The sequence below is a fragment of the Bradyrhizobium sp. SZCCHNS2022 genome, assembly GCF_032377575.1.
Lineage (GTDB): Bacteria > Pseudomonadota > Alphaproteobacteria > Rhizobiales > Xanthobacteraceae > Bradyrhizobium > Bradyrhizobium aeschynomenes.
In genome coordinates, this window is sequence record NZ_JAUHHZ010000001.1 from 1,300,998 (window position 1) to 1,313,946 (window position 12,949).

The following is a 12,949-nucleotide window of genomic DNA, read 5'->3' on the forward strand; positions in this document are numbered from 1 at the left end:
CCCCGTGATGGCTCGTCGCCGATCATACGGAACGGATCGCGCCCTTCACCACCGATTTCCGCGCGCTTCCCCGCATCATCCCCATGCGCGTGACGGAACTCTGCCACAATTGGTCGCGGTGCATCATTTGGCCTCCCGTGCAACAAGTTCAGATGCCGCACGACACACCCCTCATCGCGACCATCGTCGCCGGCCTCGGATTGGCCTTCGTCTTCGGAGCCCTCGCGCAGCGGTTCCGCTTTCCCCCGCTGGTCGGCTATCTCCTCGCCGGCGTTGCCGTAGGCCCGTTCACGCCCGGCTTCGTCGCCGACCAGGCGCTGGCGACCGAGCTCGCCGAGCTCGGCATCATCCTCCTGATGTTCGGCGTCGGCCTGCATTTCTCGCTGAAGGACCTGATGTCGGCGCGCGCCATCGCCGTGCCCGGCGCGGTCGTGCAGATCACCGTCGCCACCCTGATGGGCATGGCGCTGAGCTGGGCGATGGGCTGGTCGATCGGCGGCGGCCTCGTCTTCGGTCTCGCGCTGTCGGTGGCCAGCACCGTGGTGCTGCTGCGCGCCTTGCAGGAGCGGCGGCTGATGGACACCGAGCGCGGCCGCATCGCGGTCGGCTGGCTGATCGTCGAGGACCTCGCGATGGTCCTGGCGCTGGTGCTGATCCCCGCCTTTGCCAGCCTGCAGACCGGCAATGGCGACGTCGCCGCCGCCGATCCGCTCGCCGCCCGCTTCGGCCTGGGCTTGACCGGCGTGCTGCTGCTGACCTTCGCCAAGATCGGCGTGTTCATGGCGGTGATGCTGCTGGTCGGCCGCCGCCTGATCCCGTGGATCCTGCACTACATCGCCCACACCGGCTCGCGCGAGCTGTTTCGTCTGGCGGTGCTCGCGATCGCGCTCGGCGTCGCGTTCGGCTCGACGAAGCTGTTCGGGGTGTCGCTGGCGCTCGGCGCCTTCTTCGCCGGCATGATGCTCGGCGAGTCCCCATTGAGCCAGCGCGCTGCGCAGGAATCGTTGCCGCTGCGCGATGCCTTCGCGGTGCTGTTCTTCGTCTCCGCCGGCATGCTGTTCGATCCGGCGAGCATCATCCGCGAGCCCTGGCCGTTGCTCGCAACGCTGTTCATCATCATGTTCGGCAAGTCGCTGGCCGCCTTCCTGATCGTGGTCGCATTCCGCCATCCGGTCTCGACCGCGCTGACGATCTCGGCGAGTCTGGCGCAGATCGGCGAGTTCTCCTTCATCCTCGCCGAGATCGGCGGCGCCACCAACCTGCTGCCGAAGGCTGGCCGCGACCTGATCCTGGCCGGCGCCATCATCTCGATCATGCTCAACCCGCTGATGTTCGCCGCGCTCGACTGGCTGCTGCCGCGGCTGGAGCGCCGCCGTGCCGATCCGGCCACGCCGGCTGCGGTGCCGCCGAAGGAGGTGCCGGTGACGGGACTGACGGAGCACACCATCGTCGTCGGCTACGGCCGCGTCGGTCGCCTCGTCGGCGAGGCGCTGCAGCAGCGCGGCCACGCCTTCCTTGCGGTCGAGACGTCCGAGGACATCCTCAGACAGCTCAAGGATGCCGGCATCGAGACCATCACCGGCAACGCCGCCCGCAGCAACGTGCTGCGCGCGACCAACCCGTCGGCTGCCCATGCGCTGGTGATCGCCATCCCAGAGGCGTTCGAGGCCGGCCAGATCGTCGAGCAGGCCCGCGCCGCCAACCCCGCTCTGCACATCGTGGCGCGCGCGCATTCGGACGCCGAAGTCGAGCATCTGAAATCGCTCGGCGCCGACATGGTCATCATGGGCGAGCGCGAGATCGCCCGCGGCATGATCGAGGAACTGGATACGCGGCCGCCTGATCCGGCACCGGAGCTTGTGCCACAGCGGGCGGGGGAAGGCGTGCAGGCGTGAGCGGATCGTTCGGCTCCGTGGTTGGATGTCTGACACGGCCGTGGCCTCATGGTTCGAGACGCGCCGCTCCATGAGCGGCTCGTCTCGGTCAGCTCGCCGTGCCCGCGGCGCTCCTCACCATGAGGGGGCAGCTCGGAAATCATCGCGGCGCCCGAACCATGGGCGGCGTGCTCATAGACAGAAGGCGGACGCCTGAACCGATTGGTGCTTGCCGCTTTGCCAGACCGGTTTCGCCCCTCACCCTGAGGAGCCCGCCCGCAGGGCGGGCGTCTCGAAGGGCGAGGCCTCGACCTTCGCATGGTCGGGTCTTTGGGCGAGGCGTCATCGTCCGAAGACGCGCTGCGATCCCTGCGACAAGCGGTTCGGAGCCTGCGCCGGCAGCTAGAATTCGCCTGCGGGATCAAGCCGATTTGCCCTGTCCAGTCCTGCCGCAAAAAATAATCCTGTTTCCATTTTTCAGAAATCATGCTTTGCTGCCGTCATCCTGCTTCGCCACGAGGGGCGCTTCGCGATCGTCACGAACGTTGAGGCAGGGAGGCGGTGGCCGCGACGTGTCGCAGCGTAGCTTGTCTGCGCGGACGAACGGCATGGCGCGGACGCGAAGTCGCGTGGTCCCGGCATCCCGACGCTGATGCCAAGCCTGAGGGGCATGATGATCCCGAGGGCGACGGTGGCCAAAAGCCGGTGCACCGAGGAGAGCGCGAAGTAAGCGTGAAAACCACCGCGCAGGGAAGGCCGGGTCGGTCCGGCTGAACCTGTGGTTCTCTCCCCGTGCTTTTCTTTCGCACGGGGGCCACGGGTGCCAGTCGGCACCCGGCCTTCCCTGCGCCCTCTGTTTCAAGAGAGGGCGGTCGGATCAGCAAAGCTCGGACAGATCCTGTCGCGAGGCCGGTGATGCTTGCGCATCTGTTGCACGCGGACCTTGACTCACTCCGGCATCATCTCGCCGGAGCCGCCGAACTCGGCTGGAAAATCCTTCAGCTTCGGCAGCCCGTCCTTGATCGGCAAAACGCTTTCCGCGTAGTTGACGTGCACGCCGGGCGTGAACTTCAAGGTCGGGATGGTCGCGGCATAGACGTCGATCATGCCGAGCGGCGGGTGGTCGGTCATCAGGTGACCGCCGCATTTGGTGCAGTATTTGCGGTGGCTCATGTCGGTATTGTGATAGGTGCCGATCGCTTCCGCGCCCTTGGTCACGCGCACGTTGGCGGGCTTCCACAAGGTGAAGGCGTTGACCGGGCCCGCCGACCACGAGCGGCAGGACGAGCAGTGGCAATAGCCCATCGCCTCCGGCTCGCCGTCGGCTTCGAGCTCGACCGTGCCGCAGAAGCATTTGCCCTGATACAGCGTCATGACAGCGTTCTCCCTCACTGGTGTTCTTGGATGTTGGACGGACATGCTGACACAGCTTGGCGGCGAAAGGGAATCGCAGAATGGAGCTGATGGCACGGAACATCTGGTGCGATGCAACGGCCCGCGTGCGACCGTGATCCGCGCGGCGGAATGTTGCGACAGCGCGCTCGCGCGCATGGCCCCATACGCGCACACCCGCTTGCTCCGGAACCGACTGTGCCGTTAGCTCTGTCCATAACAACGAACCAGGGAGCCGACGCCGCGATGGGACCGCTTGCGGGCATCAAGGTCATCGACATGACCACCGTGCTGATGGGGCCGTATGCCGCCCAGACGCTCGGCGACTACGGCGCCGATGTCATCAAGGTGGAATCGCCGGAGGGCGACGTCACCCGCAAGATCGGCCCCTGGCGTCATCCCGGCATGGGGCCGGTGACCCTCAACACCAACCGCAGCAAGCGCGTGATCTGCCTCGACCTGAAGAAGCCGGCCGGCCGCGAGGCGGTTCTGCGCATGGTCAAGGACGCCGACGTGCTGCTCTACAACATTCGCCCGCAGGCGATGGCGCGGCTGAACCTCGGCTACGACGTGATCTCCGCGCTCAATCCGCGGCTGGTCTATGCCGGCGTGTTCGGCTTCGGACAGAACGGCCCCTATGCGGCCAAGCCCGCCTATGACGACCTGATCCAGGGCGGAGCGGCGCTGTCGCACCTGATGGCGGTGGCCGGCGACGGCACGCCGCGCTATGTGCCGAACGCGCTGGTCGACCGCATCGTGGGACTCACCGCCGTCGGCGCGATCTGCGCCAGCCTCGTGCATCGCGACCGCACCGGCCGCGGCCAGCGCCTGGACGTGCCGATGTTCGAGACCATGTCGGCCTTCATCATGGGCGACCACATGGGTGGGCTGACCTACGAGCCGCCGCTGGACAAGGGCGGATATGCGCGGCACCTGTCGCAGGACCGCCGGCCCTACAAGACCGCCGACGGCCATATCTGCGTCATCGTCTACAACGACAAGCAATGGGAGGCGTTCTTCGAGGCGTCCGGCCGCACCGACCTCCGCGCCGATGACCGCTTCAACAGCTTCGCCCGGCGCGCCGCCAACATCGATGTCGTCTACGCCGAGTTGGCGCGCATCTTTCAGACCCGCACCACGGCGGAATGGACCGCGCTGCTCGACAGGGCCGACATCCCGGTCATGCCGATGCACGATCTCGAAAGCCTGCTGCACGATCCGCACCTCGTCGCGACCGATTTCTTTCCCGTCGTGCAGCATCCGACCGAAGGCCCGATCCGCAGCACCCGCGTCTCCGCGACCTGGTCCGAGACCAGGGCCGAGCCGCAGCATCTGGCGGGGCGGCCGAACGAGCACGGGGAGGAGATCCTGCGCGAGCTCGGCTTCTCGACGGACGAGATCGCCGCGATGATCCGCGACGGTGTGACGATGCCCCCTCCAGCGGCAAAGGAGTGAGCAGATGGATTTCGCGCTCTCCGCCAACCAGGAATCCATCCGCGATGCGGTGGCAAAAATTTGCGCCGATTTCGACGACGCGTATTGGCTGAAGAAGGACAAGGAAGGCGGCTTCCCTGCCGACTTCCACAAGGCCCTGGCGGACGCCGGCTGGCTCGGCATCTGCATACCCGAGGAGTATGGCGGCTCCGGCCTCGGCATCCTCGATGCCGCGATCATGATGCGCACGATTGCAGAGTCGGGCGCGGGCATGAGCGGCGCTTCGGCGATCCACATGAACGTGTTTGGTCTCAATCCCGTCGTCGTGTTCGGCACCAAGGAGCAGTGCGCGCGGATGCTGCCCGGCATCGTCGACGGCACTGAGAAAGCGTGCTTTGCAGTCACCGAGCCGAACACCGGCCTCAACACCACGCAGTTGAAAACCCGCGCCGTGCGCAAGGGCGACCGCTACGTCGTCAACGGCCAGAAGGTGTGGATCTCGACCGCGCAGGTCGCCGAAAAGATCCTGCTGCTGGCGCGCACCACGCCGCTCGAGGAGGTCAAGCGCCCGACCCATGGGCTCAGCCTGTTCTACACGGATTTCGACCGCAGTCGCATCAAGGTGCACGAGATCGAGAAGATGGGCCGCAAGCCGGTCGACTCCAACGAGCTGTTCTTCGAGGACTTCGAGATCCCGGTCGAGGACCGCCTCGGCGAGGAGGGGCGAGGCTTCGACTACATCCTGCACGGCATGAACCCCGAGCGCATCCTGATCGCCGCGGAAGCCGTCGGGCTCGGCCATCTTGCGCTGTCGCGTGCCTCGGCCTATGCGCGGACGCGCAACGTCTTCAACCGGCCGATCGGTCAGAACCAGGGCATCCAGCATCCGCTGGCGACGAACTGGATGGAGTTGGAAGCTGCGTGGCTGATGGTGTTGCAGGCCGGCTGGCAATACGACCAGGGCATGGCCTGCGGCCCGGCCGCCAACGCCGCGAAATATCTCGCGGCAGAAGCCGGCTTCCACGCCTGCGAGCAGGCCGTGATGACGCATGGCGGCTTCGGCTATGCGCGCGAGTATCACGTCGAGCGTTACCTGCGTGAATCCCTGATCCCCCGTATTGCCCCAATCAGCCCGCAACTGATCCTGTCCTTCATTGCCGAGAAGGTCCTCGGGATGCCGAAATCGTACTGAAGACGAGTTTGACGATGACATGCCCGCACTCCCTCCCTACGTCATTCCGGGGCGCCCGAAGGGCGAGCCCGGAATCCATAACCCCAGGGCGATGTCGTGAGGCGGGATGCCAACCACGTCTGTGCCTCACACAGCATCCGGTGGCTATGGATTCCGGGCTCATCGCTGCGCGATGCCCCGGAATGACGGAGCACGTGGCGCGATGACCTACATCACCGGCACCGGCCTGACCTCGTTCGGCCGCCACGATGGCCGCTCGTCGCTCGACCTGATGAGCATGGCGGCGCAGCTTGCGCTCGATGACGCCGAGCTGACGCGTGATGACATCGACGGCATCCTGTGCGGCTATTCGACGGTGTCGCCGCACATCATGCTCGCGACCGTGTTCGCCGAGCATTTCGGCATCACTCCGTCCTATGCCCACGCGGTGCAGGTCGGCGGCGCCACGGGGCTCGCGATGGTGATGCTCGCGCATCACCTGGTCGAGGCAGGCGTCGTCGAGAATATGCTCGTCGTCGCCGGTGAGAACCGCCTGACCGGCCAGAGCCGCGACGCCTCGATCCAGGCGCTGGCGCAGGTCGGTCGTCCCGACTACGAGCTGCCGCTCGGTCCGACCATCCCCGCTTATTACGGCCTCGTCGCCTCGCGCTACATGCACGAGTACGGCGTCACCGAGGAGGACCTTGCCGAATTTGCGGTGCTGATGCGCACGCACGCACTGGGTCATCCTGGCGCGCAGTTTCATGAGCCCATCACGGTTGCCGACGTGATGGCGTCGAAGCTGGTCGCAAAGCCGCTGAAGCTGCTCGACTGCTGTCCGGTGTCCGACGGTGGCGCAGCCATCATCGTCAGCCGCGAGCCGACCGGATCGATTGCGATCAGCGTGCGCGGCTGCGCCCAGGCGCACACGCATCAGCATGTCACCGCGGCTCCGGCTCTGAGCAAGCTCGGGGCGGAGATCGCGATCGAGAAAGCCAAGGCCGCTGCCGGTGTCGCGATCGCGGATGTCGACTATGCCGCGGTCTATGACAGCTTCACCATCACGCTGTGCATGCTGCTCGAGGATCTCGGTCTTGCCGGCCGCGGCGAGGCGGCGTCGCGAATCAAAGCGGGGCATTTCAGCCGCGACGGCGCCGTCCCGCTCAACACGCATGGCGGTCTGCTGAGCTACGGCCACTGCGGCGTCGGCGGCGCCATGGCGCATCTCAACGAGGCGCATCTGCAGATGACGGGGCGGGCGGGACGCCGCCAGGTGCGGGAGGCCGCGCTGACGCTTCTGCACGGCGATGGCGGCGTGCTGTCGTCCCATGTCAGCATGTTCTGGGAGCGGGTGCGATGAGGGAAGGAGACGATTGGACCAAAGGCGTGGCGGCGATTCGCTATCAGCGCTGCGCTTGCTGCGCCCATGTGCAGTATTTCCGCCGAGACTTCTGCGCGGCCTGCGGCTCGCTGGCGCTCACCGACCACACCGCGAGCGGGGAGGGCACCGTCTACGCGACGTCGCTGGTCTGCCGTGCCGCGACCCCGGAGACCCGCGCGCATGTGCCCTACAACATCGTGCTGGTGGACATGCGCGAGGGCTTTCGCATGATGGCCCATGGCGACCACGATCTGACGATCGGCGACGCCGTCGCGGCGCGCTTCACGGCCTTTGCGGGTGGCACGGTGCCATATTTCGGAAAGAGGGAATGAGAATGTGTGGCCGCGCGACGTCGGGAGACGCGGGCCGCGGGCGGCCGAGGCGGGACGATACGCCATACAAATTCGTCCCGACCCGGATCGCCGCGCGATTGACGCAATACTGGTACGCTACGCCTACTAACTCAAACGCAACTCAACTCGGTCGTTCGCGTGAGCAATCAAGCCCACAATCCTACCTACGGGCGATGAAGAAACTGCGACGCAGAACCTCCAGACAGCCCTTCATCGCCCGTAGAACAGGACGCTGGCGATGACGATCATCGAGGTCACCGCCAGCATGTGCGCGAGTGCTTCCGATGTCGCCCTCTTAGTGGCTTCCTTCATGCCGTTTCCTCCCTGGACTGGACACGACTCTCCGTTGCGCAAATACACACGCGACGGCGGCTGGAATTTTACTCGGAACACCCCACTTCGACGTTCGCTTTGCGAGTCCCCACTCGGCGTTCATCGACGGTTCAGAACATCGTCGGGCAATGCGGCGCGAATTGGGCTCGCTTATGGTTGTCCTGCGACCGTGTTCCGGTAACGTTTGGGCGAGACCGTACAAATACGAGTGATGAGAAATGTAGTACCGAAGCTATCAAATGCTGTGAATTGCAACCTTGAGTATTTGTTTGCATCTTCTACATGCGACGCTTCGATGACCGGCTTAGTCGGCAGCGAGCAGATTGAGCCTCGCATTGGCGATCGTGAGACGCTCCGCCAGCAATTGCGCCAGATTGCGCATGATGCGCTCGCCCGCTTTCGGATGCCGCACGCGGAAACGCTCGAAATCCGCAAGCGTGATCTCGAAGGCGGTGGCCGAGAAATCGGCGGTCACGTCGGCGGAGCGCACCGGGTCCAGCAGCGCCATCTCGCCGAAGCATTGGCCCGCGGTGAGCGTCGCCAGCCGGATGCCGTCGGACAGCGTGACGTGGACGACGCCGGAGCGCAGGAAGAACAGCGCGTGTGCCGGCTCGCCGGAGCTGAGAATGCGCTCGCCCTGCTGATAATGCCGGATGATCGCCAGCGCCGCGAGCTCATGGCGCTCCTCTTCGCCGATCCCTGCAAGCAGCGGCTGCTCGGCGAGCTCGGTGGTTTCCAGAAAGTCGATCGCGCCGCCGTAGCGGTAGACGATCTGGTCCTCGGCCCATTCGATCGCGGTGTCGAGCAGGTAGAAGTCACGCACGTTCCTGATGTCACCGGTGCGCGCGGTGATCTCCTGCCATTCCGGCGACGAGCGCCGGATCCCGGACAGCACGACGGTCACGTGGAAATCGGCCAGCTCGTGAAACAACTCGGCGAGCAGGCGCAGGCCCGCTTGTGTCATCGCGGTGACGCGGTGCAGGTCGAAGATCACGAATTGCGGGCGCGCGCTGGCGGCGAGCTGCCGCGAGACATAGTCGACATTCGAGAGCGACAGCGTTCCGACCAGCTCGAGCACGCGCACGGCATCGGGATGTGCGGCCAGGATATCGCGCTCCTGGGCGCGGCGGCTGCGTCGCGACGGATTGGCGCCGATGTCGTAGTCGGCGATGATCGTGGTGCGCGCATCGTCGGAGCGGTTCAGCATGTGCAGGCCGTAATGCGCCGACAGCGCCTCGCACACCTTGATGCCGCGCACGCTGTTGCCATGGCCGTCGAGCCGCGGCGAGTAGCTGCCCAGTCCGAGGCGCGCCGGCAGGCTCGCGAGGATGCCGCCGCCGACGCCGCTCTTGGCGGGAATGCCGACGCGGTAGATCCATTCGCCGGCGAAGTCGTACATGCCCGAGGATGTCATCACCGAGAGCGTCCGCGACACCGCATAGGGCGTCACCACCTGCTGGCCGGTGACGGGGTTGACGCCGCGATTGGCGAGCGTCGCCGCCATGATCGCGCAGTCGCGCGCAGTGACCAGCACGGCGCATTGCCGGAAGTAGACCGCGAGCACGTCGTCGACGGATTCCTTGATGACGTCAGAGGTGCGCAGCAGGTAGGCGATGGCGCGATTGCGATCGCCGGTCGCGGATTCAGAGGCGAACACCGCATCGTCGACGTCGAGCTTGCGTCCGGCAAAGCGGCCGAGCGCATCACGGATGGTGTCGAAGGCGTCCGCCTGCCGCGCCTGCCGGAGCAGGCCGCTGCAGGTGATGGCGCCGGCATTGACCATGGCATTGAACGGATGATTGTCGGCGTTCAGCCGGATCGAATTGAAGGGGTCGCCGGACGGTTCCACACCGATGACGCGCTCGACCGCGTCCGAGCCAAGAATATCCAGCGCGAGCGCGAACACGAATGGCTTCGACATGGACTGGATGGTGAACGGCACGCGGCTGTCGCCGACCTCGTAGACGTGACCGTCGAGCGTGGCGAGGCTGATGCCGAAATGCGCCGGATCAGCCTTGCCGAGCTCCGGGATGTAGTTGGCGACCGCGCCGTCGTGGTCGGACCAGAAGTCGGCGTGGCAGGCCGACAGGAAGCGCTGCAGGGGCGGCATCGCCGCGGATGCCCAATTCTGCGGGTTCTGGATGGGCCTCGGGTGTCGGGTGGTCATGGGCAGCTCGGCGGGAACAAGATCTGGAGCCGGTTATGTCGTAGCCGGGCCGGGGCAGCCAGCCCACACTTGTCGCAATGCTGGTCAAATGCTGTTGCTGCTCACCGATTGGGCGAAGCGGTGGCATGGGCCCGCGCCATCGGAGCTGGCGAGCGAGCTGCCGGAGCACCGCAGTGCCGCGCTTCGGAACTGCCATCACCGCCATGGTTGGCATGCCAGTGCAGATTGCACCGCGATTCCGCGTCTTGTGCCAACACGCTGAAGAACAGCAGCTTTTAGAGAGGGTCTATGGTTGTGACGGCAAAATTGCTGCGCTAGCTTGTTCGATAAGCGGAATATCATTCCGCAGGACGGAATTGGTGGGAAACGCATGGGACGACGGTCTGAGCGATTGAGCAGGGCGGGCATGCTGCCCGGAGATCTCGCCGGGGAAGGTGAGGTCATTCAGGTGGTGTCGCGAGCGTTCGACGTGCTTCGCTGTTTCGAGGGGCACGATTCGCGGCTCGGCAATCTCGAAATCTCGAACCGCTGCGGCCTGCCGCGGTCGACGGTGTCGCGGCTGACGCACACACTGACGCGCATGGGCCAGCTGGTCTATCTGCCGCGCGATCAGAAGTACCGCATCGGCCCGAGCGCGGTTGCGATGAGCACCTCGATGACTCGCGGGCTTCAGCTGCGCAACCTGATCCGCCAGCGTCTGCAGGACGTCGCCGAGCAATTGCCGGGCACCGTCGGCTTCGTCATCCCCGATCAGTTTCATCTGGTCTATCTGGAGTTCGGCCGCGCTGCGAATGCGCTCGGCCTGCACGAGACCACTGGCAGCCGCATCTCCATGGCCTCGACGGCCGCGGGGCATGCGTATGTCGCTGCGCTCGAGCCGGAGATCGGCGACGCGCTGCTCGCCGAGATGGAGCGCGAGATGCCGGATGCGGCGAGTCTCTTGCGGCCGCGGCTCGAGCACAACAGGCAGTTCCTGAAGGAGCATGGCTACGTGGTGGCCTGCGGCCTCTGGAGCCCTCATATCAACGGCCTGGCGCTGCCGGTGTGGTCGCCGCAGTACCAGACCAACGTCGTGCTGACGATCGGCCTGCTGTCGGCGATGTATGACGAGCAGCGTCTGCACGACGAGGTCGCTCAGCCGATGCGCGAACTCGGCCGCAACATCGCGGCCCTGCTGCAAGGCGCGGAAGCCGATGTCTTCAACAGCCGGATGGAAAGGAAGCCGCTTCCTGTGACGGCGAAGACCAATCATAAGAAGACCATCACCGGGGCAGGGGGAACGAATGAGTTGGCAGCCGGAGCTCGAGGAATTGGCCCGGCGCGAGGCCTTCGCGCGGGAGATGGGCGGGCCTGACAAGGTCAAGCGTCAGCACGACCAGGGCCGCCTCACCGTTCGCGAGCGCATCGACGGCGTCGTCGATCCCGGCAGCTTCCACGAGATCGGCGCGGTCGCCGGTCTCGGCGAATATGACGAGCAGGGCGAGCTGAAGCATGTGACGCCCGCCAATTGCGTGTTCGGGCGCGCACGCGTCGACGGCCGCACGGTCGTCGTGGTCGGTGACGATTTCACCGTGCGCGGCGGCTCGGCCGACGCGTCGATCGCGGCGAAGCCGCTGATGGCCGAGGAGATGGCGCACGATTTCCGTCTGCCGATCATCCGCATCATCGAGGGCTCCGGCGGCGGCGGCTCGGTCAAGACGATCGAGACCAAGGGCGCTGCCAATCTGCCCGGCGGCATCGGCGGCAATCGCTGGTATCGCTACACGACCGAGAACATGTCGCTGGTGCCGGTGGTCGGGCTGGGTCTCGGCTCGGTCGCGGGGCTGGGCGCGGCACGGCTGGCGGCGAGCCACTATTCGGTGATGACGCGGCAGTCGGCGATGTTCGTCGCCGGCCCGCCGGTGGTGAAGCGGCTCGGCCAGGACCTCGGCAAGATGGAGCTCGGCGGCGCCGACATCCAGACCAAGGCCGGCGGGGTCGACCATGCCGTCGACACCGAGGCGGAAGCCTTCGCCTGCGCGCGGCGTTTTCTGTCCTATCTGCCGTCCTCGGTCTACGAGCTGCCGCCGACCTTGCCCTGCACCGACGATCCGCAGCGCACCGACGAGCAGCTGATCAGCGCCGTGCCGCGCGATCGCCGCCGCGTCTACAAGATGCGGCCGATCATCGAATCCGTCGTCGACAGCGGCTCGTTCTTCGAGGTGGCGCAGAACTACGGCCGTCCGCTCATCGTCGGTCTCGCGCGGCTCGAAGGCCGTGCGGTGATGGTGCTGGCCAGCGATCCCTATCACTTCGGTGGGTCATGGACCGCGGATGCCTGCCAGAAGGTGATCCGCTGGGTCGACTTCGCCGAGACCTTCCATCTGCCGATCGTCTATCTGATGGATTGCCCCGGCTTCATGGTCGGACTCGACGCCGAGAAGGCGGCGACCATTCGCCATGGCGTGCGCGCGATGGCGGCAGTCAACCAGTCGACGGTGCCGTGGTGCACGGTGATCGTGCGCAACAATTTCGGCGTCGCCGGCGTCGTGCATCAGCCGGCCGACCGGTTCTCGATGCGCTATGCCTGGCCGTCGGCCCATTGGGGCTCGCTGCCGCTCGAAGGCGGCATCGAGGCGGCCTATCGCGCCGAGATCGATGCCGCGCCGGATCCCAAGGCCAAGCTGAAGGAGATCGAGGAGCGGCTGACCAAGCTGCGCTCGCCGTTCCGCTCGGCCGAGAAGTTCTGGGTCGAGGAGATCATCGACCCCCGCAAGACGCGCGCGCTGCTGTGCGAGTTCGCGCGCCTCGCCGAGCCGTTGCGCACGCCGGGCCCGCCGACCGCGATGACGACGCGGCCGTGAT

General features: G+C 66.1%; 9 protein-coding genes. 7 read left to right on the forward strand and 2 right to left on the reverse strand.

Going from position 1 to position 12,949, the window contains the following annotated elements:
• Nucleotides 1-152: 152 nt before the first annotated feature.
• Entirely contained in the window at nucleotides 153-1,895 is a 1,743-nt protein-coding gene (ybaL, locus tag QXZ94_RS05760; RefSeq protein WP_315719585.1) for a YbaL family putative K(+) efflux transporter, read from the forward strand.
• 927 nt (nucleotides 1,896-2,822) lie between these two features.
• Here ybaL and QXZ94_RS05765 read toward each other — a convergent pair.
• Entirely contained in the window at nucleotides 2,823-3,248 is a 426-nt protein-coding gene (locus tag QXZ94_RS05765) for a GFA family protein (RefSeq protein ID WP_315719586.1), read from the reverse strand.
• 264 nt (nucleotides 3,249-3,512) lie between these two features.
• On the opposite strand from QXZ94_RS05765, the gene QXZ94_RS05770 reads away from it, so the two are divergent.
• From QXZ94_RS05770 to QXZ94_RS05785, 4 genes are all read left to right on the forward strand, one after another.
• Entirely contained in the window at nucleotides 3,513-4,721 is a 1,209-nt protein-coding gene (locus tag QXZ94_RS05770) for a CoA transferase (RefSeq protein WP_315719587.1), read from the forward strand.
• Nucleotides 4,722-4,725: 4 nt separating this feature from the next.
• Nucleotides 4,726-5,892: an acyl-CoA dehydrogenase family protein gene (locus QXZ94_RS05775; RefSeq protein WP_315719588.1), complete on the forward strand. Its 1,167-nt coding sequence runs from the start codon at nucleotides 4,726-4,728 to the stop codon at nucleotides 5,890-5,892.
• Nucleotides 5,893-6,094: 202 nt separating this feature from the next.
• A complete protein-coding gene (locus QXZ94_RS05780; RefSeq protein WP_315719589.1) occupies nucleotides 6,095-7,231 on the forward strand; it encodes a thiolase family protein in 1,137 nt (378 codons plus the stop codon).
• Nucleotides 7,228-7,584 carry a Zn-ribbon domain-containing OB-fold protein gene (locus QXZ94_RS05785; RefSeq protein WP_315719590.1) on the forward strand — a complete coding sequence of 119 codons (357 nt, stop codon included), beginning with the start codon at nucleotides 7,228-7,230 and terminating at the stop codon, nucleotides 7,582-7,584. The genes QXZ94_RS05780 and QXZ94_RS05785 overlap by 4 nt, the downstream gene beginning before the upstream one ends.
• A gap of 658 nt (nucleotides 7,585-8,242) precedes the next feature.
• Here the strand turns inward: QXZ94_RS05785 and glsA are convergent.
• Nucleotides 8,243-10,105 (reverse strand): glutaminase A, encoded by a 1,863-nt coding sequence (gene glsA / locus QXZ94_RS05790; protein ID WP_315719591.1) that lies wholly within the window; start codon nucleotides 10,103-10,105, stop codon nucleotides 8,243-8,245.
• A 370-nt stretch (nucleotides 10,106-10,475) separates the two neighbouring features.
• On the opposite strand from glsA, the gene QXZ94_RS05795 reads away from it, so the two are divergent.
• Nucleotides 10,476-11,459 carry an IclR family transcriptional regulator gene (locus tag QXZ94_RS05795; RefSeq protein WP_315719592.1) on the forward strand — a complete coding sequence of 328 codons (984 nt, stop codon included), beginning with the start codon at nucleotides 10,476-10,478 and terminating at the stop codon, nucleotides 11,457-11,459.
• Nucleotides 11,389-12,948: an acyl-CoA carboxylase subunit beta gene (locus tag QXZ94_RS05800; protein ID WP_315719593.1), complete on the forward strand. Its 1,560-nt coding sequence runs from the start codon at nucleotides 11,389-11,391 to the stop codon at nucleotides 12,946-12,948. Before QXZ94_RS05795 ends, QXZ94_RS05800 begins: the two co-directional genes overlap by 71 nt.
• Nucleotide 12,949 lies beyond the last annotated feature (1 nt).

What these genes read in the sequence shown, in the direction of transcription:
- ybaL (WP_315719585.1), top strand. Translation starts at nt 153, where the DNA reads ATGCCGCACGACACACCCCTCATCGCGACCATCGTCGCCGGCCTCGGA.
- QXZ94_RS05765 (WP_315719586.1), bottom strand. Translation starts at nt 3,248, where the DNA reads ATGACGCTGTATCAGGGCAAATGCTTCTGCGGCACGGTCGAGCTCGAA.
- QXZ94_RS05770 (WP_315719587.1), top strand. Translation starts at nt 3,513, where the DNA reads ATGGGACCGCTTGCGGGCATCAAGGTCATCGACATGACCACCGTGCTG.
- QXZ94_RS05775 (WP_315719588.1), top strand. Translation starts at nt 4,726, where the DNA reads ATGGATTTCGCGCTCTCCGCCAACCAGGAATCCATCCGCGATGCGGTG.
- QXZ94_RS05780 (WP_315719589.1), top strand. Translation starts at nt 6,095, where the DNA reads ATGACCTACATCACCGGCACCGGCCTGACCTCGTTCGGCCGCCACGAT.
- QXZ94_RS05785 (WP_315719590.1), top strand. Translation starts at nt 7,228, where the DNA reads ATGAGGGAAGGAGACGATTGGACCAAAGGCGTGGCGGCGATTCGCTAT.
- glsA (WP_315719591.1), bottom strand. Translation starts at nt 10,105, where the DNA reads ATGACCACCCGACACCCGAGGCCCATCCAGAACCCGCAGAATTGGGCA.
- QXZ94_RS05795 (WP_315719592.1), top strand. Translation starts at nt 10,476, where the DNA reads ATGGGACGACGGTCTGAGCGATTGAGCAGGGCGGGCATGCTGCCCGGA.
- QXZ94_RS05800 (WP_315719593.1), top strand. Translation starts at nt 11,389, where the DNA reads ATGAGTTGGCAGCCGGAGCTCGAGGAATTGGCCCGGCGCGAGGCCTTC.